This window comes from Sulfitobacter sp. EhC04 (assembly GCF_001650875.1).
Taxonomy (GTDB): Bacteria; Pseudomonadota; Alphaproteobacteria; order Rhodobacterales; family Rhodobacteraceae; genus Sulfitobacter.
Map to the genome: position 1 here is coordinate 128,500 of NZ_LXYI01000011.1, position 17,916 is coordinate 146,415.

Sequence of the window (17,916 nt, forward strand, 5' to 3'; positions counted from 1 at the left end):
CGGGCATGGTGCAGCACTGCCCGGTGCCTGCCGTGCCGGTTTTGCCATGATCCTGCGGGCGTTGACGCTTGCGGGCGGGCTTGCGGGGGCGGCGGTCACCTCGCAATTCCCCGAGTTTTCCCAGCAATACACCCAGCGACTGGGGGGTGCGGTGGATGCGCTTGCCGAAGTGGTTGCGGATTTCGACGCATCCGCGACTGCCGTCGGTCTGTCCCGCGATGCGGCGCTGGCGCAGATGCAGGGCACCGAATTTCTGGAACGCAGGCGCGCGGATATGACGGCGACCTTCCTGCGCTACGAGCGGCTGCGTGCGGATCTGGCGGAGGTCGAGGGGCAGGGGCCGTTCATGCGGGCCTATCATGCGGCCCGGCTGACCGATGGCCAGATCGCGCGGGCGGCCTGGACGGCCTATCAACCGGCGGTGCCGATCAATTTCGCGGGCCTCAGCTTTGCCTTTGTCGGCTTTCTGCTGGGCACGGCCGCGCTGGGGGGTGTGCTGCGGCTGCTCGCCTGGCCGTTTCGCCGCAGAAAGGGCGCTTGACGCTGCGGGTCCGAAAGCCCAGTTTGCGCCAAATCTCAGGAGCCCCCATGGCGCAGAACCGCACCGCCCCCTTTGCCCCTTTCGAATGGATGATCGCCTGGCGTTACCTGCGGGCGCGCCGCGCCGAAGGGGGTGTCAGCGTGATGACCTGGATCAGCCTGATCGGCATCACCCTGGCGGTCTTTGCCCTGATCGCCACGCTCTCCGTACGCTCCGGGTTTCGGGCGGAGTTCGTGGATACGATCCTGGGCGCGAATGCCCATGTGACGATCTATCAACTGGGCGAAGTGGCCGAGAACGGGCAGATCGACCGATCCATTTCCGATTACACCGAAATGGCCGCAGCCGTGGCACAGGTGCCCGGCGTGACCCGCGCCGCGCCGCTGGTGCGCCAGCAGGTGATGGCCAACAAGGGCCAGTCCAACGCGGGCGTCGAAGTCTTTGGCATCGCGGCAGAGGATCTCAGGACAATCCCGCGCATCGCCCATTCGGAAAATGCGACCGGCGACATCAATCGTTTCGACGAGGGCATCGCCATCGGCGTCGGCGTGGCCCGCACGCTGGGGGTGAATGTGGGTGACAGGATCAAGCTGATCTCGCCCAACGGGGTCAAGACGGCCTTTGGCACCAGTCCCCGCGTCAACGCCTATGAGGTTGTCTATATCTTCGAAGCGGGGCGCTACGACATCGACCGCACCCGTGCTTACCTGCCTTTGGCAGAGGCGCAATCTTTCTTTAATCGGGAGGGGTTGGCGGACGAACTTGAAGTGATGGTTGAAGAGCCGGAGGATGTTGACCGGCTGACCATCCCGCTGTTGCAGGCGGCCGGCGACCGCGCCCAGGTCTGGACCTGGCGCGATGCCTCGGGCTCTTTCCTCAATGCGCTGGACATTGAGGACCGGGTGATGTTCGTGATCCTGTCTGTGCTGGTGCTGATTGCCGCGATGAACATTGTCTCCGGCCTGATCATGCTGGTCAAGAACAAGGGCCGGGACATTGGCATCCTGCGCACCATGGGCCTGACCGAAGGGTCGGTGCTGCGGGTGTTCTTTATCTGCGGCGCCTTCACCGGGATCATCGGCACGGTGATGGGGGTGATCCTGGGATGTCTCTTTGCGCTTTATGTGGATCAGATATTCGCGGTGGTGAACTATCTGTCCGGCGGCACCGCCTGGGATGCGTCGATCCGGGGGATCTATTTCCTGCCGGCCAAGTTGCAGATGGGGGATGTGCTGTCTGCCGTGGGGCTGTCGCTGGGCCTGTCCTTTGTCGTCACGATCTTTCCCGCACGCCGCGCCGCGCGGATGAACCCGGTTGAGGCTCTGCGCTATGAATAATCCCACCCTCGATCTGCAAGGCATCACCAAATCCTACAACCCCGGTGCGCCGAACGAGGTCAAGGTGCTGCGCGGCATCGACCTGCAGGTCGCGCCGGGCGAGGTGGTGGCGCTGGTGGCCCCTTCCGGTGCGGGCAAATCCACCCTCCTGCATATCGCCGGGCTGCTGGACACGCCCGATACCGGCAGGGTCGGCATCGGGGGCGAGGATATGACCGGCCTGGGCGACCGCCGCCGCACGGCGGTGCGACGGTCCGATGTCGGGTTCATCTACCAGTTTCACCACCTGCTGCCGGAATTCACCGCGTCGGAGAACATCGTGCTGCCCCAGCTTGCCAATGGGACCGGCAGGGCGGAGGCGGAGGCGCGGGCGCGCGATCTGCTGACACAGGTGGGCATCGAAGGGCGCGCGGACCATCGCCCGGCGGCCCTGTCCGGGGGCGAACAGCAGCGCGTCGCCTTTTGCCGTGCGCTGGCCAATGCGCCGCGCCTGCTGCTGGCGGATGAACCGACCGGGAACCTGGACCCCGCGACCTCGGATCAGGTTTTCGGCACCCTGATGGCGCTGGTGCGCGACACCGGTCTGGCCGCGCTGATTGCCACCCATAATCTCGACCTTGCCGGGCGGATGGACCGCCAGATCAGGCTGGACGCGGGCCATCTGGTTCCGGTCTGACTCCGCGCCATCCCGCCACCCGCGATCATCGCGCTTGACGGTCCTTCCATACCGGGGACACAGTGGTGCTTTCGAACCAGAGGAATGACAGATGCCCGAGGTGGCGCTGAAAGACATCGCCGAGACGGTTCAGGCCGCCCTGATGGGGCATGGTGCCGATTCCTTTGCCGCCGCCGAAGTGGCCCGCGCTGTCGCGGCTGCGGAATCCGTGGGGAATAAGATCTGCGGCCTCTATTACGTGGAAAGCTATTGCCAGCAGTTGATGTCGGGCCGGGTCAAGGGCGATGTGACCCCCGGCGTGACCATGTCCCGCGCCGCCGTGGTGCATGTGGATGCGCGCTTTGGCTTTGCCCAACCGGCCTTTGCCTATGGGCTGACCGTGGCACTGGATGCCGCGCGCCAGCACGGTATCGCCACGCTGGCGGTCGCCCATGCGCATACCTGCACGTCGCTGGGCTACTTCACGGAACAGATCGCGCGGGCAGGGCTGATCGGGCTGGGCTTTACCAATGCCTCGCCCATCGTGGCCGCGCCGGGGGGCAAGACGCGGGTGATCGGGACCAACCCGATCGCCTTTTCAGTGCCGGACGGACGGGGCGGGATCGCCATGCAGTTCGACCAGTCCACCACCACGGTTGCACTGGGCAAGATCACCATGGCCAGGGCGGCGGGCGAATCCATCCCCGAAGGCTGGGCGGTGGATGCCCAAGGCAGCCCCACCACCGACCCCGAAGAGGCGCTCAAGGGGTCGCTGGTCTCCCTGGGCGGCTACAAGGGCTGGGGCTTTGGCCTGATGGCGGAGATTCTGGCGGCGGGCATGACCGGCGGCGTGCTGTCGCAGGATGTGAAACCGCTCAAGGCGCCCGAGGGGCCGCCGCATGACCTGGGCCAGTATTATATCGTGATCGACCCATCGACCTCGCCCGATTTCGGGGCGCGTCTGGCGGCATTGGCGCAGGCGGCCTCGGCGGACGAAGGCGCGCGCATGCCCGGTCAGGGCAAGGTGCCATCCGATCCGGTTGCGGTCGAAGACGCGCTCTGGGCGCGCATTCAGGCGCTGACGGAGCTGCCGGGTTAGAGCGATGGCGAGGAAATCGGCAACGATTTCCGACTCGGACATCGCGCAAAATCAAAGGGTTAGAGCGTCGCGATTGAGTCAGGTAAGCTGGACGGTGCTCTACAGCGTCCCGCCTTTAACCTGATACACTCCGTATCGCCGATGTCCCGAGAGCGCGAAGCGCGGCAGGGTATCGGCGATTCAAGTTTAAGGCGGGGCGCTTTAGGCTCTGGACCCTAGCCCTGTTGGGTCAGCCAGACCCCCACCGCCATCATCCCGATGCCTGAAAGACGCGCCAGCCCAAGCGGGTTCACCTGCGCGCCGAACAGGCCAAAGTGATCAATCGCCGCAGCCGAGAGCAATTGCCCCAGAAGCACAAAGAAGATCGCATTCCCGACCCCGAAATGCGGCGCGATATAGGTGACCGACAGCACATAGAAGGCGACGAAAAATCCCCCCAGGAACAACGATTTGGGCGCGGTGGCAAAACGCGACCACTGATGCGGACCCAGGATCACGGATGCCAGCAGGCAGACCGCCAGCGCCACCGTGAACAGAACCACTGCCGCCGCAGCGGGCGAGCCCACGTGCCGCCCGAGTGCCGCGTTCATCGCGGCCAGCAGCGGGATGCCGACACCCGCCAAAAGCATGATTATCGCGTGTTGCGCCATTCTGCCTCCTCCACCTTGATCTGCATCATGGCGGCGGGTCCAAAGGCGCGCAAGATGACATTCCATTCAACCGGAGAATTCTCATGCCCAGCCCGATCCGAACCCTGTCCCTGCTTGGCCTGCTCTGCGGGGCGGTGGCCTGCACGCCCAAGGAAATGCCGACCGCCAACGACGGCGCCGCGTTCTTTGCCGCCAATTGCACGGCCTGCCACGGCACCACGGGGCGCGGCGACGGGCCGCTCGCCCAGGATCTCAGCCCGAAACCTGCCGATCTGACCATCCTCACACGGGCAAACGGCGGCAGCTTCCCACGGGCGCGGGCGCTCAGCTATATCTATGGCGATCCCGAACAGGGCCACCTCGCGCGGGTCATGCCGCAGTTCGGCGGGGCGATGGCGGATGATCTGGTTCCCATCGAGGTGGATGGCGTCATGACCCCGACACCCCGCGTGCTGGCGGCACTTCTGGCCTATCTGGAAAGCACCCAGCGCTAACCGCAGATGCCCTTGATCTGGACCCCGTCCCAGGGCAGGCGCACGTCCGACTGCGGGCGCGCGGGCAGGGGGGCCACCGGCATCACCTGCGAGATCAGCGCATGCAGCCGCTTGGTGCGCGGGGCCTGCGGGGCCAGCGCCCGGCAGCAGACGAATTCCTCCACGATGGAGCCTTGCTGTTCATAGCCGAACTCACCGAACTTGCGGGGTGTGTCGATCTCGAACAGGTAGGGGTCGTCGCTGACCGTGTGCTCTGACGCGGCGCGCAGCGGCGAATAGCCGGTGGTCGCGCGGTTCTGCCACTGCCAGACATGGGTCAGCTCATGCGCCAGCAGCATTCCCGCCACCAGCCCGATCGCATCGGGATATTCGGGCAGGTAATCGTCAAGGAACCAATCCTTGTCGAACAGGATCGTGTTGAAGACGGCGACGGCGGCGGGTTTGGTCGTCACGATTTCATCGGTGGCGGGGGGCAGGATCAGCTCGCGGCAGGTGGTGCGCGGACGCGGCTTGCGGCGAAAGGTAACCGCCCGCGTGGGCGAACCGTCATGCAGGCGCACCACGTTCATGTCCAGCGTGTCGCCATGGATGCTGTCAAGGAACGCCCGTTCGTTCACCGTCAGGGGACGCCCGCAAGAGGCCAGCAGCAACAGGAGGAGAAACACACGGATCATGCGCGCAGTAAGGCGTGCGGCGGGGCCGGGATCAAGCGAAGATTACATCTCAGCGCGCGAATGTCGCGGTGGCCAGCGCGACCGGCTTGCCCGAGGGTTCCGCGATCAGGGTGCAGCGGGCAAATATCATGGATTTCCCCGCGCGGGTCACCTCTGCCACGGCGCGGATGCTGTCGCCGCTGGCGGGCCGCAGGAATTGCGTATCAAGGGTCACTGTGCCCACCGGTTCGGGCGCGTCCAGATGGCCGAAACAGGCAAAGACCATCGCCGTATCCGCCAGGGCCGCCAGGGCCTGACCCGACACGATGCCGCCGACGCGGTTGATCTCTGCGCTGATCGGCATGGTCAGTATGGTACGCTCCGGCCCGATTTCCGTGATCGTCGGCTGCAACGCGCGCACCCAGGGGGCAAAGGCGTGTTCAAGGATGTCTTGCGCGGCTTGCGGCGTCATGGGGGCCTCCGGGGCATATTATGCCCTGAAACCTTAGGCGTGCAGCGCGCGGGCGCAAGCCCCGGCAGGGGCCCGCGCCGCAACGTCGTTATTTGACCTTCTTGCCCGCGATCACGGTGCCATCCTTGGTGCCGCTGTTGGCGGTGGCCAGCACCTTGACCTTTTCCTTCTTGGGTTTCTTGGCTTCCTTGTTGCCCTTGTTCTTTTCCTTGGACATGGCGGTATTCCTCTGATCGGGTTCCCGAACGGCAAAGCCCATCGGGTCGATGCTCAGGGGGCAGGGGCGCGGCGCGCGCGCGGCTTTTCCGGTGAGGCAACAGGCGGCGCGAATGGCGCGGGGCCTGTAGGGACAAGGTGGGGGTGATGGGGGCGTTTGGCAAGAGGTTTGCGGGGCGACTTGGCGAAACGTCAGGGCCGCGCCCGACCTCGGGCCGAAGGCCGTCTTGCAAAGGCTCCAGTGGAGCCTTTGAGGCCGTAGGGGGGCGTCAGCCCCGGGGTGCACGCATGTGCGCCCTCCCCGTGGGGGAGGTCGGGCGCGGCCCGGGACGGGGTCCCGGGCGGGAAAAAGTAGTAATGGTAAGGTGCGTCCTGAACGCACCTACAACGCGGCGACCCAGTTTCTATTTCAAAATAATATTGGTGCATGTAGAGGTCGCACCCTACGGCTTGCTAGAAAACCGCCCTTGATGTTTATGATTTGGCGGCCATAATATCCAGAAGACAGTTGTCAGGTCCTTTAAATGTCTGAAGAAGAAAATAAATCTGATCTTATTAATTCGGCTGCCAATTTGGCAAAAGCAATTCCGATTTATGATGATGCGCTTCAACCAGTCATGAAGGAAACAGGAAAGGTTCTTTCGACCGCTGGTAGAGCAGTTAATGTGGCTATTGCACCAATCCGAGGACTTGTTTGGGGAGCAGAAAGAATTGAGGAATGGATAGCTACAAATGTCGCTAAGAAACTCGATAATGTACCTCCAGATGAGATTGTTACTCCAGATCTAGCCATCGCAGGACCAACTATCGAAGCACTGAAATTTAATGGGCACAAGCCTGAGCTTAGTGAAATGTTTGCAAATTTGCTTGCTAGTTCGATGACGAAGGTTACTCACAGGAACGCCCATCCATCATACGTCGGTATTATTTCCGCAATGAGTTCACTAGACGCTCAGATCTTTTCTGCAGTGTCGTCTCGCCATGCTCTTCCAACAATTAGGGTAATAAGAGTGACAGAAGGAGTGGCAGGAAGCGTCACCGTTGTTACCCATTTTCACCCTGATCTAGCGAAAATCACACTTGGATACTTGGGGGTTCATCAAGGAATTTTGGAAGCTACTCAGGCGAGCACCGAACGCCTAGAAAGACTTGGATTAATACGTGCAGTATCTGATGGATATCTCACTTCTGAAAGAAACAAGAAAGAGTATCTTGAGCTAGAAACGGACAAATATATCAAAGCATTTAAACGGCTTGATGTTGATGGGTTGTCTTCCCATGAGGCGCAAAAGAGCTACTTGATTATCACTCAAATAGGGAAGAACTTTAGAGATATAGTTCTTAGATAGGGCGCAGCAGTTCGCACCCCTCAAACATCCAACTCCTCCACGAACCGCGCGTTCTCCTGAATATACTGATACCGCAACTCCGGCTTCTTGCCCATCAGCCGCTCCACCAGATCGCCGGTCTCGCCCGGAATGTCCTCGTCCACCGTCACCCGGATCAGCTTGCGCGTGGCCGGGTCCATCGTGGTCTCTTTCAGATCCTTCGCGTCCATCTCCCCCAGACCCTTGAAGCGTTGCAGGTCGATCTTGCCCTTGCCGCCCAGACCCTTCTCCAGCCAGTGGTTTTTCTCAATATCATCGGCCACATACAGCCGCTTGGCCCCCTGCGTCAGCCGGTACAGCGGCGGGCAGGCCAGATAGAGATGCCCGTTGTCGATCAGCGGGCGCATCTGGGTGAAGAAGAACGTCATCAACAGCGAGGCGATATGCGCCCCGTCCACATCCGCATCGGTCATGATGATGATCTTGTCATAGCGCAGATCGTCGAGGTTGAATTTCGACCCCATGCCAACCCCCAGCGCCTCGCAGAGGTCGGAGATTTCCGCATTGGTTGTCAGCTTGCCGGAGGCCGCGCCCAGCACGTTCAGGATCTTGCCCTTGAGCGGCAGCAGCGCCTGCGTATTTCGGTTGCGCGCGCCCTTGCCGGACCCACCGGCCGAGTCGCCCTCGACAATGAACAGCTCCGTCCCCTCGCGGGACTTGCTGGTGCAATCCGTCAGCTTGCCGGGCAGCCGCAGCTTTTTCGTCGCGGTCTTGCGCGCGGTTTCCTTTTCCTGTCGGCGGCGCAGCCGTTCCTCTGCCCGCAGCACCAGGAAATCAAGGATCGCACCGGCAGACTTTGTATCCGCCGCCAGCCAGTTGTCGAAATGGTCGCGCACCGCGTTTTCCACCATGCGCTGCGCCTCGGTGGTGGCCAGCCGGTCCTTGGTCTGGCCCACGAATTCCGGCTCGCGGATGAAACAGCTGACCAGCGCGCAGCCCCCGGTGATCAGGTCCTCGCGGGTGATCGTGCCCGCCTTGCGGTTGCCGACCAATTCGCCATAGGCCTTGATCCCCTTCAGGATCGCCGCCCAGAACCCGGCCTCATGGGTGCCGCCCTCCGGCGTCGGGATCGTGTTGCAATAGGACTGGATGAAGCCATCGCGCGAGGGGGTCCAGTTGATCGCCCATTCCACCTTGCCGGGGTTGCCGAATTTTTCCTTGAAATCGACCATCCCGCCAAACGGGGCCTCGGCATAGGTGGTCGAGCCGCCCAGCGTCTCGTTCAGGTAATCCGACAGCCCGCCGGGAAAGTGGAACGAGGCTTCCATCGGCGTGTCGCCATCGGGCAGGGCGGATTTCCAGCGGATTTCGACCCCCGAAAACAGATAGGCCTTGGACCGCGCCATCGCGAACAGCCGCGCAGGCCGCAGTTTGAGCGCGCCAAAGATTTCCGGATCGGGGTGGAATGTCACCGCCGTGCCGCGCCGGTTCGGGGCGGCACCGATCTTTTCCAGCCTGCCCTGCGGCAACCCGCGCGAAAATTCCATCGCATAAAGCTCGCGGTTGCGCGCGACCTCGACCCGCAGGTGGTCTGACAGCGCGTTCACCACGGATGAGCCCACACCGTGCAAACCGCCGGAAGTCTCATAGGAATCACCTGAAAACTTGCCGCCCGCATTCAGGGTGCAGAAAATGATCTCCAGCGCCGATTTGCCGGGGTCCTTGGGGTGCGGATCGGTGGGAATCCCGCGCCCATTGTCGCGCACGGTGACATGGCCGTTCTCATGCAGTTCCAGCTCGATCCAGGTGGCATGACCCGCGACCGCCTCGTCCATGGAGTTGTCCACGATCTCCGCCACCATATGGTGCAGCGCGCGATCGTCCTTGCCACCGATGTACATGCCGGGGCGCAGGCGCACATGTTCCATGTCCTCCAGCACCTGGATGGAGGAGGCATCGTATTCCTTGCCGCTGGGCTGGGCACCGGAAAGTAGATCGGACATGTGGCAGGCCTGCTGTTTGTTGATTTTTGTTGGTTGCCGAGTATGCCAGAGCCCGCCGCGCGGGGGAAGGGCGAAGGCCGCCTTGCGGTGCATTTCCCGAACCCTGCCCGGCGTTCAGGACATGCGCGGCACCACCGGGTCGGTGCGCCTTATCCCCGGATCAGAACAATCCCGAATACTGATGCGCGGGCGCGTTCAGCCCGTTGCGGTCATAGGGCCGCCAGAAGGCGGAAAAGATCAGGGCGATCAGGATGATGGCGATGGCAAGCAGTGGCACGACACGAAGCAGCATGGTGAAATCCTCTTCTTTCAAATGCCATCAGCCTGCGGAAAGCCGAGAAACCGCACAAGTCAGGTATTCCCGACCAGCGGTCTCACGGCCGGACGCCCCAAACCTCTTTCTTATTGGCTTGGAAATATCCCGGCGTGTCAGATTTCAGAGGACTTTGACCTTCACGTCATCAGCTGACCCAAAATCAGAAAAATCCGGCAAGCCGCCCTTTGCACGGATCGCAGCGAAAGAGGAAAAGGAGCCCTTTCCGCTCGCGCGGAGTCAAGGCCGCAGGCCGCCGCGCATCATGCCAGAGGCATGTCTGCGACATGACGGGCCGTCCCCCCGGCACGGCGATTTGGTTGCTGTTGTGTCTCATCGTTAGGTAGGAAGTGTTTGGCTGCCATAAAGTGCCAGTCACTGCTGTCAGATCGCCGCACCACGGCCCTGCGATGCGCGGCTTGGTGTTTCATTGCGAAAGGCAAAATAGTCCCTGCGGTTTCAACAGACTTTGCCCCAGACCGCGCCGAAGGTCCGGCTGGAGCCAGAAATGCCTGGCGTTTGGGCCAATATTGCATGACGGGGCTGGATGAGAAGGTTCAGAAAGCCCCGTGCAGCGAGTCAAAGCTGCGCGGCATTCGACACCGTCATGTCGCAGAGATGCCTCCGGCATGATACGCGCGGCCTGTCGCAGGGCGTGACCTCACCGCGTCGCAAGCCAGTCCAGAATCGCCTGCGCCACCTCCTGCGGCTTCTGGTGATGCAGCCAATGGTCGGTGCCGGGTATCTCCACCCGTGTCAGATCGGCGGCAAATTCCTCCAGACCGGCTGTCGCCTCGGGCAACAGGGCGCGGTCGTCGCTGCCCCAGATCAGCAGATGCGGGCAACGGACCTGTAATTTCTCCAGCGGCAGATCGGGCATCTGCACCGTTTCACCCGGCTTCGGCACCAGCAACGGCGACGCGCGGTACCAGTTCACCATGCCACGCAGCCGCCCCGGCCGGGACCATGCCCCGACATAGGCCGCGCGCGTCTCGCCCTGAAGCCAATCCATGTCCATATTGGCCGAAAACATCGCAAGCAGCTTGGCACAGCCGTCACGCCCCAGCTTGTTCTCCGACCCTTCTGCCCGCAGGTAGTGAATATATTGCGAGGCCTCCGCCTGTGCGCCCCCTGCCGCCAGCGCGCGCTGAAAGGGGACGGGATGCACCCCGTTCATGATGATCAGTCTCGACACCAGATCGGGCCGGATGATCGCCAGCCCATAGGCCACCGCCGCGCCCCAGTCATGCCCCAGCACCACCATCGGCGCATCCCCGATCAGCGCCGCCATGTCGCCCACCAGTTTCGAGGTGGCATAGTCCGATACCGCTTCCGGTGCCCAGCTCTGGCCATAGCCGCGCTGATCCGGTGCGATGCAGTGAAACCTGTGCGCCAGCAGCGGCGCCAGATCGCCCCAGGCCCCGCCGAATTCAGGAAATCCGTGCAACAGCAAGAGTTTCGGCAGGTGTTCATCGCCCCAATGGCGCACAAAGAACGGCCTGCCATTCAGCGTCACGGTCTCGGTGCGCGGCTCGGTCATGTCTCGTTTCCTTTTCCTGTCCATGTCGATAGCCCGCACCCCGACGGCCTCTTGCCGCGCCAGAGCGGGGGGCATCGGGCCTGACCCGGTCAACGCGGTTGATCAGACTGGTGCCTCCTCCGATGCAAAGTCTGACCCTTGGGGGCGATCAAGGCAATGGGTCACAAAAGATGACGCAGCGCGCTTTTGAGCTTGGCAAAGACAAAGGCGATCCGCGCAATCCGCGCCTGATCCTCATGCACCACCAGCCAGACCGGCATCTGATGTGCGGTCTCGGGGGCCACCCGGCGCAGCCCCAGACGCGCGGCCAGCTTCACCTGACAGAACCCCAGCCCCACACCGGCACCGATGGCCGCGATCTGCGCCAGCGGATCGTCACAGCGCAGCACCACGTTGGATGGCGCAGGCAGGCCTGCTGCGGCCAGCGCCGGCAGGATCAGATCCTCCCGGTCATCACTGACAAAGGGTTGCGCCTGCCAGGGCCGATCCGCATCAAGCGGGGCAAAATCCGGGGCCGCGAACAGCCCGATCTCGCAGTCCGGCAGACGGGTGGCCACCAACGCCTGCTGGCGCGGCGGGGTAAAGCGGATGGCGATGTCCGCCGCACGCCGGGTCAGGTCTTCGGCCCGGTCGGTCGCGGCCACCTCGAAGCGCAGCCCCGGTGCCTCACCCTGCATCTGCCGGATCAGCCCCGGCAGGACATGTCCCGCCACCACCCGGCTGGTGGTGATCCGCACAACACCCTCCAGCGCCTCCGCCTCGGCGCTGGCCACGCGGCCCAATGCGGCGGCCTCGGCAAGGACGGAGGCGGCCAGCGGCATCAGCGTATGGGCCATCCCCGTCGGGGTCAGCCCGTTTGCCGCACGGGTGAACAACTGGGTGCCAAGCTCCGCCTCCAAGGCCTCGATCTGACGCCGCACGGTCGGCTGGGCCAGCCGCAGGACACGCGCCGCAGCCGATAGGCTGCCGTGGGTCATCACCGCATGAAAGGCCGGGATCAGATCAAGCGAGGGGGTGCTCATCATTTTGTGTTAGGTGAGTATTCCTTTTTGGTCAATTTCTTTCAGGAAGGGTTTCTGGTCATGCTGAGGCCACAGCAACGAAAGGCGATACCATGGCAAAGACCCCGACACCCCGTGCAACCAGGTCAAACCCGCAGGCCCTCACCCTTCAACTCGAAGGGCTGGCGCTGGCAGGGGTCTGTATTCTCATCTATGCCCAACAGGGCGGCGGCTGGGGGCTTTTTGCCCTGCTGATTCTTGCGCCCGACCTCTTCATGCTGGGCTACTTGCGGGACAAGCAGACCGGCGCGCTGGTCTACAACATTGGGCACAGCTACCTGACACCGCTGGCGCTGGCCGGGGCAGGGCTCTGGTCCGGCAGTGATCTTGCCCTGTCGCTTGCACTGATCTGGGGGGCGCATATCGGGTTGGACCGCGCGATGGGTTACGGGCTGAAGTACGCCAGCGGCTTCAAGGAGACCCATCTGAGCCGGGTCTGAGACGGGTTTGAACCGGGCGTTTCATCTCTTCACCTTCGCCATATCCCGGCGTATGGCTGGGATATGACGACCCCTCTGACATACGGCGGCCATGTGCGCGCAATCCTGACGCTGGGCCTGCCGCTGATCGGCGGACACCTGGCCCAGGTGGCCATCGGCGTGACCGATACGGTCATGATGGGCTGGTACGGGATCGACGAACTGGCAGCGGTTACGCTGGCCTCCACCTTCTTTTTCGTGCTGTTCATCTTCGGCTCCGGCTTTGCCTGGGCGGTGATGCCCATGGTCGCGGCTTTTGACGCCGAAGAGGACGATACCGGCATCCGCCGCGCCACCCGCATGGGGCTGTGGCTGTCGCTTGGCTTTGGGCTGCTGTCGCTGCCGGTGATGATCTGGGCAGAGCCGATCCTGCGGATGATGGGGCAGAGCGATGAACTGGCACGGGAGGCGGGCCGCTATCTGAGGGTCATGGGATTCGGCATCCTGCCCGCCCTGCTGGTGATGACACTGAAAAGCTATCTGGCCGCGCTCGAACGCACGCAGATCGTGTTCTGGATCACGCTGATCGCGGCGGGGATCAATGCGCTGGCCAATTACGCGCTCATCTTCGGCAATTGGGGCGCGCCGGAACTGGGCGTGGTGGGGGCGGCCATCGCCTCTGTCACCACCAATGCCGTTTCGCTGATCTGCGTGGTGATCTACGTCTTGCTGGTGGTGCCACAGCATCGCATTTTCGTGCGCCTTTGGCGGGCGGATGCGCAGATGCTGGTCCGGGTGTTCCGGCTGGGTTGGCCGATCGGGCTGACGGCGTTAAGCGAGGTTGGCCTTTTCGCCGCCACCGCCGTGATGATGGGCTGGCTGGGCACGGTGCCGCTGGCGGCCCATGGCATCGCGATCCAATTGGCCTCGATCACCTTCATGGTGCACCTCGGGCTCAGCAATGCGGCCACCATCCGCGCGGGCAATGCAAATGGCCGTCGCGACGCGGCGCGCCTGTCGCGTGGCGCGATCACGGTCACGGGGATGTCGGTGGTCTTTTCGGTCTTTGCCACGGTGATTTTTCTGGGCTGGCCAGAGCCGCTGCTGTCGGCTTTCATGCAGGACGGTGAACCGGCGCGCGCGCAGATCCTCAGCATCGGCGTGGGTCTGCTGGCCATGGCGGCGCTGTTTCAGTTCGTCGACGGGGCGCAGGCTGTCACACTGGGGTTGCTGCGCGGCGTGCAGGATACCCGCGTGCCGATGTGGATTGCCGCCTTCAGCTATTGGGGGGTGGGAATGACCTGTTCTTACCTTTTGGGATTCACGCTGGGCGGCGGCGGCATCGGGGTCTGGTCCGGTCTGGTCACCGGTCTGGGCGTTGCCGCGATCCTGCTGAATCTGCGGTTCTGGGGCGTGACGGTAAAGACCGTCGGAAAGGACCATGCAGCATGATCGCCTATGTCACAGTTGGTGCCGATGACATCGCCCGCGCGAAACGGTTTTACGCGGCGTTCCTCCCGGCGCTCGGTTACGCGCTAAAGGAGGGGCCGGAGGGGCTGAGCTATGCGCTGCCCGTAGAGCCGGGTCAGCAGTCGCAACCGGATTTCTATGTCAAACCAACCTTTGACGGGCGTCCGGCCTCTGTCGGGAATGGCACCATGATCGCATTTGAAGCCCGCAGCCAAGCCCAGGTGCGCGCCCTGCACGCGGCAGCGCTTGCCGTTGGCGGTCAGGACGAGGGGCAACCGGGCTTTCGCGCCGCCTATGGGCCGCAGTTCTATGTCGGCTACCTGCGCGACCCGCAGGGCAACAAGATCGCCCTGTTCTCCAGCAATCCGGCGGAACCCGGCAGGGATGGCTAGATCATGCCCCTAACGTGCAGCGCGATAAACCTGAACCATCTGACGCTATAGTGTGCCGTCATTATAGTGTGCCGTCATTGACCTGAGGCAAATCTCATCGCCAATGTCCCAAAACCGATAGCGCGGCAGGGTATGGCCGGTTCAAGACTGAAGCGGGGCGCTTTAAAATGTTAAAATCATTGACGTCAGGCAGCGTCAGATGTTCCAGTTTTACAGCGTCCCGCCTTTAACCTGATACATTCCGTATCGCCGATGTCCCGAGAGCGCGAAGCGCGGCAGGGTATCGGCGATTCAAGTTCATGGCGGGGCGCTTTAACCCGAAGGGTCACAGCGACCCCGGTGCAATTGCTTGCTCCATCTTCCGGTCCTTTACAAAAGAAGACATGTCATTTTTGACATGTCTTCTTTTGTAAATCAAAGCCGAGTGCATTTCCGGTCAGGGCGTATCAAGATCGGGAACCGGTTCTTAGGGTCCCAACCCTGGCACCGCAGATATGCGGTATAAAAAGGTTTCAGCGTGTTCTGTGAGTGCAAAGGATCGCGACACGCTCTGACGCGAAACAATATGCCTCAATCCTTCAGCAGCCTGTCCGCCTTCTTGCGCACCAGCGTGCTGCGCAGATCGTGCATCGCCAGCAGCAGCGCATCTGTGACCGCCTCCAGCTGTTCGTCGGTGGCCTTGGACTGCACCCATTGCGTCGTCAGGTTCAGATAATCGACAGCGCGGTGGATGTCGTCGATGTCGCGATGGGCCAGAACCTGACGGCGCTCCTCCATCCAGTTGCGGATGGTGTCAAGGTCCGCCTCTGACAGGGTCCGGTCGCCATGCGGCTTGATCTCGCCATTGCGGATATTGGCCATGGCGATCTGGTCCATCTCGATCCGCCGCTGGCGGTTCTCGGTGTCGATCCGAAACACTGCGGCCCCGTTTTCGCGGACCCGGAAATAGTATTCTGGCAGTTCAGTCGACATGGGTACCTCGTTACACGCAGCCCGCGCAGAAGGTCTGGATGCGGCCGCAGGCCTCTTTCAGCGCTGCATCGGACGTAGCGTAGCTGACCCGGAAGTTGGGTGAAAGCCCGAAGGCGGCCCCGAACACCACGGCCACCCCGGTCTCTTCCAGCAGGGCGGTGGCAAAGGCCTCGTCATTCTCGATCCTGGCCCCCCCGGCAGAGGTCTTGCCGATCAGCCCGGCGATGGAGGGGTAGACATAGAATGCCCCCTCCGGCACCGGGCAGGTGACACCGTCGATCGCATTCAGCATGGAAACCACAAGGTTGCGGCGGCGCACGAACATCTCGTTGTTGGGGGCGATGTAATCCTGCGTGCCGTTCAACGCCTCCACCGCCGCCCACTGGCTGATGGTACAGGGGTTGGAAGTGCTCTGCGACTGGATCTTGCGCATCGCGCCAATCAGCTTTTCGGGGCCTGCGGCATAGCCGATGCGCCAGCCGGTCATGGCATAGGCCTTGGACACGCCGTTGACCGTCAGCGTCCGGTCATAAAGTGCCGGTTCAACCTGCGCCGGGGTGCAGAACTCGAACCCGTCATAGGCCAGATGCTCATACATGTCGTCGCTCATCACCCAGACATGCGGGTGACGCAGCAACACATCGGTCAGCCCCTTCAGTTCGTCCCGGCTGTAGCCCGCGCCGGTGGGGTTCGAGGGTGAGTTGAAAATGAACCATTTTGTTTTCGGCGTGATCGCGGCTTCCAGGGCCGCGGGCGTCAGCTTGAAATCGTCTTCCAGGGTTGCGGGCGCGATCACAGGTTCCCCCCCCGCCAGCAGCACCATGTCGGGGTAACTGACCCAGTAAGGCGCGGGAATCACGACTTCCTCGCCGGGGTTCATCGTCGCCATCAGCGCGTTATAGAGGATCTGCTTGCCGCCCGTACCGACGCTGACCTGCGAAGGTTTGTAGTCCAACCCGTTGTCACGCTTGAACTTTTCGCAGATCGCCTGCTTGAGTTCCGGAATGCCGTCAACTGGGGTATACTTCGTCTTGCCAGAGGCGATCGCCGCGACGGCCGCGTCCTTGATGTTCTGCGGCGTGTCGAAGTCCGGCTCGCCCGCGCCAAGGCCGATGATGTCGCGCCCCGCAGCCTTGAGTTCCGCCGCCTTGGTGGTGACAGCAATTGTGGGGGACGGTTTGACGCGGTCAAGCGTCGCAGAGAGCAGTTCCATTCCGGACCTCGGTATGTGATGTATGCGCGACCCTCTTAGGGGGGAGAGGCAAACCGATCAAGAAAGAACGCCTTTGTTCTGATGAAAGGGATGATGAATGGACGATGTAACGGACTGGTACGGACCCGATGCTGCAACCTTTGGCGACAGGCTCGCCGCAGCACGCGAACAAGCTGGCATGAGCCAGGGAGAACTGGCCAAGCGGCTGGGTGTGCAGTTGCCCACCCTGCGCGGCTGGGAAGATGACCATGCAGAACCACGCGCGAACCGGCTGTCGATGCTGGCAGGATTGCTGAACGTGTCGATGATGTGGCTGATCAACGGCGAAGGCGAAGGCATCGTTGCGCCGGATGCGGCGATACCCGACAACGCGGGCCTGACAGAGATCATGTCGGAAATCCGCAGCCTGCGCGCGGACATGATGCGCAAGGCCGAAGACATGGGGCGGCTGGAAAAACGCCTGCGCCGTGTCATGACAGACACCGCGAATGTCTGAGCTTGCCGAACACCGGGTAAAGCGGCTGCACATGCGGTCGATGCGGCGCGGGATCAAGGAAATGGACCTGATCCTGCCCGCCTTTGCCGCTGTTCACCTGGCGCAGATGAATGACGCCGATCTGACCCTCTACGAAGAGATGCTGAACGAAAGCGATCACGATCTCTATCTGTGGGTTTCCGAACAGGCAGAACCGCCTAACCGCTACGCGCCGTTCATCACCATGATCCGCGCGCAACTGGCGGGCGGGGTTCGACCGGCGTAGGGTCTGCCATACGGGATTTTGTTGCTGTTCTCAGTGTAACGCCAAGCCGCGCATCGCTGGGCCGTGGTGCGGCGATCCGACCGTCGTTCATGCCACTTAATGGCAGCCAAACACTTCCTACCTGCCTGTCAGGCACAACAGCAGCCAAATCGCCGTGCCGGGGGACGGCCCGGCAATGCGCGGCGGCCTGCGGCCTTGATTCCGCGCGAACGGAAAGTGGAAAAGGGCGCGAACCGGCCCTTCACTGCGCCGGTTATGAAGCTCCGCCAGGGGCCGGATGCCCCCACCGCACGCCCGCTTCACTTTCCGTTTAACGAAATATTCTGC

At 62.6% G+C, this 17,916-nt stretch carries 21 protein-coding genes; 11 read left to right on the top strand and 10 right to left on the bottom strand.

Going from position 1 to position 17,916, the window contains the following annotated elements:
- Positions 1-46: 46 nt before the first annotated feature.
- From A8B82_RS06985 to A8B82_RS07000, 4 genes are all read left to right on the top strand, one after another.
- The gene (locus tag A8B82_RS06985) at positions 47-541 is read left to right on the top strand and encodes a DUF2937 family protein (RefSeq protein ID WP_067290046.1); all 495 of its coding nucleotides are present in this window, start codon (positions 47-49) and stop codon (positions 539-541) included.
- Positions 542-588: 47 nt separating this feature from the next.
- Positions 589-1,878, top strand: coding sequence for a lipoprotein-releasing ABC transporter permease subunit (locus A8B82_RS06990; protein ID WP_067290047.1), 1,290 nt, complete (start codon positions 589-591; stop codon positions 1,876-1,878).
- Positions 1,871-2,554, top strand: a complete 684-nt coding sequence (locus tag A8B82_RS06995) for an ABC transporter ATP-binding protein (RefSeq protein WP_067290050.1) — start codon at positions 1,871-1,873, stop codon at positions 2,552-2,554. The genes A8B82_RS06990 and A8B82_RS06995 overlap by 8 nt, the downstream gene beginning before the upstream one ends.
- Positions 2,555-2,645: 91 nt before the next feature.
- Positions 2,646-3,632, top strand: a complete 987-nt coding sequence (locus A8B82_RS07000; RefSeq protein WP_067290053.1) for an Ldh family oxidoreductase — start codon at positions 2,646-2,648, stop codon at positions 3,630-3,632.
- A 215-nt stretch (positions 3,633-3,847) separates the two neighbouring features.
- Here the strand turns inward: A8B82_RS07000 and A8B82_RS07005 are convergent, their stop codons facing one another.
- Positions 3,848-4,282 (bottom strand): DMT family transporter, encoded by a 435-nt coding sequence (locus A8B82_RS07005; protein ID WP_067290055.1) that lies wholly within the window; start codon positions 4,280-4,282, stop codon positions 3,848-3,850.
- 83 nt (positions 4,283-4,365) lie between these two features.
- On the opposite strand from A8B82_RS07005, the gene A8B82_RS07010 reads away from it, so the two are divergent.
- Complete coding sequence (locus tag A8B82_RS07010) at positions 4,366-4,776, top strand: c-type cytochrome (protein WP_328586492.1); 411 nt, start codon at positions 4,366-4,368, stop codon at positions 4,774-4,776.
- Here the strand turns inward: A8B82_RS07010 and A8B82_RS07015 are convergent.
- The 3 genes from A8B82_RS07015 to A8B82_RS24665 all read right to left on the bottom strand — a co-directional run bounded on the left by A8B82_RS07015 (position 4,773) and on the right by A8B82_RS24665 (position 6,118).
- Complete coding sequence (locus tag A8B82_RS07015; RefSeq protein WP_067290057.1) at positions 4,773-5,450, bottom strand: hypothetical protein; 678 nt, start codon at positions 5,448-5,450, stop codon at positions 4,773-4,775. The two genes, A8B82_RS07010 and A8B82_RS07015, sit on opposite strands and share 4 nt — an antisense overlap.
- Before the next feature lie 49 nt (positions 5,451-5,499).
- The gene (locus A8B82_RS07020) at positions 5,500-5,901 is read right to left on the bottom strand and encodes a PaaI family thioesterase (protein ID WP_067290060.1); all 402 of its coding nucleotides are present in this window, start codon (positions 5,899-5,901) and stop codon (positions 5,500-5,502) included.
- An 88-nt stretch (positions 5,902-5,989) separates the two neighbouring features.
- Complete coding sequence (locus A8B82_RS24665; RefSeq protein WP_268873797.1) at positions 5,990-6,118, bottom strand: hypothetical protein; 129 nt, start codon at positions 6,116-6,118, stop codon at positions 5,990-5,992.
- 523 nt (positions 6,119-6,641) lie between these two features.
- Between A8B82_RS24665 and A8B82_RS23485 the strand changes: the two genes are divergently transcribed.
- Positions 6,642-7,466, top strand: a complete 825-nt coding sequence (locus A8B82_RS23485; protein ID WP_082899171.1) for a DUF4393 domain-containing protein — start codon at positions 6,642-6,644, stop codon at positions 7,464-7,466.
- A gap of 20 nt (positions 7,467-7,486) precedes the next feature.
- Here A8B82_RS23485 and A8B82_RS07025 read toward each other — a convergent pair whose 3' ends face one another.
- The 4 genes from A8B82_RS07025 to A8B82_RS07035 all read right to left on the bottom strand — a co-directional run bounded on the left by A8B82_RS07025 (position 7,487) and on the right by A8B82_RS07035 (position 12,323).
- Positions 7,487-9,448, bottom strand: a complete 1,962-nt coding sequence (locus A8B82_RS07025) for a DNA gyrase/topoisomerase IV subunit B (RefSeq protein WP_067290154.1) — start codon at positions 9,446-9,448, stop codon at positions 7,487-7,489.
- A 160-nt stretch (positions 9,449-9,608) separates the two neighbouring features.
- Positions 9,609-9,740, bottom strand: a complete 132-nt coding sequence (locus A8B82_RS24670) for a hypothetical protein (RefSeq protein ID WP_268873798.1) — start codon at positions 9,738-9,740, stop codon at positions 9,609-9,611.
- A gap of 682 nt (positions 9,741-10,422) precedes the next feature.
- The gene (locus tag A8B82_RS07030) at positions 10,423-11,301 is read right to left on the bottom strand and encodes an alpha/beta fold hydrolase (protein ID WP_067290061.1); all 879 of its coding nucleotides are present in this window, start codon (positions 11,299-11,301) and stop codon (positions 10,423-10,425) included.
- 161 nt (positions 11,302-11,462) lie between these two features.
- Entirely contained in the window at positions 11,463-12,323 is an 861-nt protein-coding gene (locus A8B82_RS07035) for a LysR family transcriptional regulator (protein WP_161489430.1), read from the bottom strand.
- Positions 12,324-12,415: 92 nt separating this feature from the next.
- Here A8B82_RS07035 and A8B82_RS07040 point away from each other — a divergent pair, with 92 nt between their 5' ends.
- The 3 genes from A8B82_RS07040 to A8B82_RS07050 all read left to right on the top strand — a co-directional run bounded on the left by A8B82_RS07040 (position 12,416) and on the right by A8B82_RS07050 (position 14,643).
- Positions 12,416-12,802: a DUF4260 domain-containing protein gene (locus A8B82_RS07040; RefSeq protein WP_067290067.1), complete on the top strand. Its 387-nt coding sequence runs from the start codon at positions 12,416-12,418 to the stop codon at positions 12,800-12,802.
- A 63-nt stretch (positions 12,803-12,865) separates the two neighbouring features.
- Complete coding sequence (locus A8B82_RS07045) at positions 12,866-14,233, top strand: MATE family efflux transporter (RefSeq protein ID WP_067290069.1); 1,368 nt, start codon at positions 12,866-12,868, stop codon at positions 14,231-14,233.
- The gene (locus A8B82_RS07050; RefSeq protein WP_067290071.1) at positions 14,230-14,643 is read left to right on the top strand and encodes a VOC family protein; all 414 of its coding nucleotides are present in this window, start codon (positions 14,230-14,232) and stop codon (positions 14,641-14,643) included. The genes A8B82_RS07045 and A8B82_RS07050 overlap by 4 nt, the downstream gene beginning before the upstream one ends.
- A gap of 570 nt (positions 14,644-15,213) precedes the next feature.
- Here the strand turns inward: A8B82_RS07050 and A8B82_RS07055 are convergent.
- Together A8B82_RS07055 and A8B82_RS07060 are read right to left on the bottom strand one after the other, a co-directional pair.
- Positions 15,214-15,615 (bottom strand): hypothetical protein, encoded by a 402-nt coding sequence (locus A8B82_RS07055; protein WP_067290073.1) that lies wholly within the window; start codon positions 15,613-15,615, stop codon positions 15,214-15,216.
- A gap of 10 nt (positions 15,616-15,625) precedes the next feature.
- Positions 15,626-16,828, bottom strand: a complete 1,203-nt coding sequence (locus tag A8B82_RS07060) for a pyridoxal phosphate-dependent aminotransferase (protein ID WP_067290076.1) — start codon at positions 16,826-16,828, stop codon at positions 15,626-15,628.
- Positions 16,829-16,925: 97 nt separating this feature from the next.
- Between A8B82_RS07060 and A8B82_RS07065 the strand changes: the two genes are divergently transcribed.
- Complete coding sequence (locus tag A8B82_RS07065; RefSeq protein ID WP_067290078.1) at positions 16,926-17,324, top strand: helix-turn-helix domain-containing protein; 399 nt, start codon at positions 16,926-16,928, stop codon at positions 17,322-17,324.
- A complete protein-coding gene (locus tag A8B82_RS07070) occupies positions 17,317-17,589 on the top strand; it encodes a succinate dehydrogenase assembly factor 2 (RefSeq protein ID WP_067290081.1) in 273 nt (90 codons plus the stop codon). The genes A8B82_RS07065 and A8B82_RS07070 overlap by 8 nt, the downstream gene beginning before the upstream one ends.
- The last annotated feature ends 327 nt before the right edge of the window (positions 17,590-17,916 follow it).

What these genes read in the sequence shown, in the direction of transcription:
- A8B82_RS07030 (WP_067290061.1), bottom strand. Translation starts at nt 11,301, where the DNA reads ATGACCGAGCCGCGCACCGAGACCGTGACGCTGAATGGCAGGCCGTTC.
- A8B82_RS07040 (WP_067290067.1), top strand. Translation starts at nt 12,416, where the DNA reads ATGGCAAAGACCCCGACACCCCGTGCAACCAGGTCAAACCCGCAGGCC.
- A8B82_RS06990 (WP_067290047.1), top strand. Translation starts at nt 589, where the DNA reads ATGGCGCAGAACCGCACCGCCCCCTTTGCCCCTTTCGAATGGATGATC.
- A8B82_RS24665 (WP_268873797.1), bottom strand. Translation starts at nt 6,118, where the DNA reads ATGTCCAAGGAAAAGAACAAGGGCAACAAGGAAGCCAAGAAACCCAAG.
- A8B82_RS07025 (WP_067290154.1), bottom strand. Translation starts at nt 9,448, where the DNA reads ATGTCCGATCTACTTTCCGGTGCCCAGCCCAGCGGCAAGGAATACGAT.
- A8B82_RS07055 (WP_067290073.1), bottom strand. Translation starts at nt 15,615, where the DNA reads ATGTCGACTGAACTGCCAGAATACTATTTCCGGGTCCGCGAAAACGGG.
- A8B82_RS07015 (WP_067290057.1), bottom strand. Translation starts at nt 5,450, where the DNA reads ATGATCCGTGTGTTTCTCCTCCTGTTGCTGCTGGCCTCTTGCGGGCGT.
- A8B82_RS07050 (WP_067290071.1), top strand. Translation starts at nt 14,230, where the DNA reads ATGATCGCCTATGTCACAGTTGGTGCCGATGACATCGCCCGCGCGAAA.
- A8B82_RS07065 (WP_067290078.1), top strand. Translation starts at nt 16,926, where the DNA reads ATGGACGATGTAACGGACTGGTACGGACCCGATGCTGCAACCTTTGGC.
- A8B82_RS06995 (WP_067290050.1), top strand. Translation starts at nt 1,871, where the DNA reads ATGAATAATCCCACCCTCGATCTGCAAGGCATCACCAAATCCTACAAC.
- A8B82_RS07070 (WP_067290081.1), top strand. Translation starts at nt 17,317, where the DNA reads ATGTCTGAGCTTGCCGAACACCGGGTAAAGCGGCTGCACATGCGGTCG.
- A8B82_RS07060 (WP_067290076.1), bottom strand. Translation starts at nt 16,828, where the DNA reads ATGGAACTGCTCTCTGCGACGCTTGACCGCGTCAAACCGTCCCCCACA.
- A8B82_RS07010 (WP_328586492.1), top strand. Translation starts at nt 4,366, where the DNA reads ATGCCCAGCCCGATCCGAACCCTGTCCCTGCTTGGCCTGCTCTGCGGG.
- A8B82_RS06985 (WP_067290046.1), top strand. Translation starts at nt 47, where the DNA reads ATGATCCTGCGGGCGTTGACGCTTGCGGGCGGGCTTGCGGGGGCGGCG.
- A8B82_RS23485 (WP_082899171.1), top strand. Translation starts at nt 6,642, where the DNA reads ATGTCTGAAGAAGAAAATAAATCTGATCTTATTAATTCGGCTGCCAAT.
- A8B82_RS24670 (WP_268873798.1), bottom strand. Translation starts at nt 9,740, where the DNA reads ATGCTGCTTCGTGTCGTGCCACTGCTTGCCATCGCCATCATCCTGATC.
- A8B82_RS07035 (WP_161489430.1), bottom strand. Translation starts at nt 12,323, where the DNA reads ATGAGCACCCCCTCGCTTGATCTGATCCCGGCCTTTCATGCGGTGATG.
- A8B82_RS07005 (WP_067290055.1), bottom strand. Translation starts at nt 4,282, where the DNA reads ATGGCGCAACACGCGATAATCATGCTTTTGGCGGGTGTCGGCATCCCG.
- A8B82_RS07020 (WP_067290060.1), bottom strand. Translation starts at nt 5,901, where the DNA reads ATGACGCCGCAAGCCGCGCAAGACATCCTTGAACACGCCTTTGCCCCC.
- A8B82_RS07045 (WP_067290069.1), top strand. Translation starts at nt 12,866, where the DNA reads ATGACGACCCCTCTGACATACGGCGGCCATGTGCGCGCAATCCTGACG.
- A8B82_RS07000 (WP_067290053.1), top strand. Translation starts at nt 2,646, where the DNA reads ATGCCCGAGGTGGCGCTGAAAGACATCGCCGAGACGGTTCAGGCCGCC.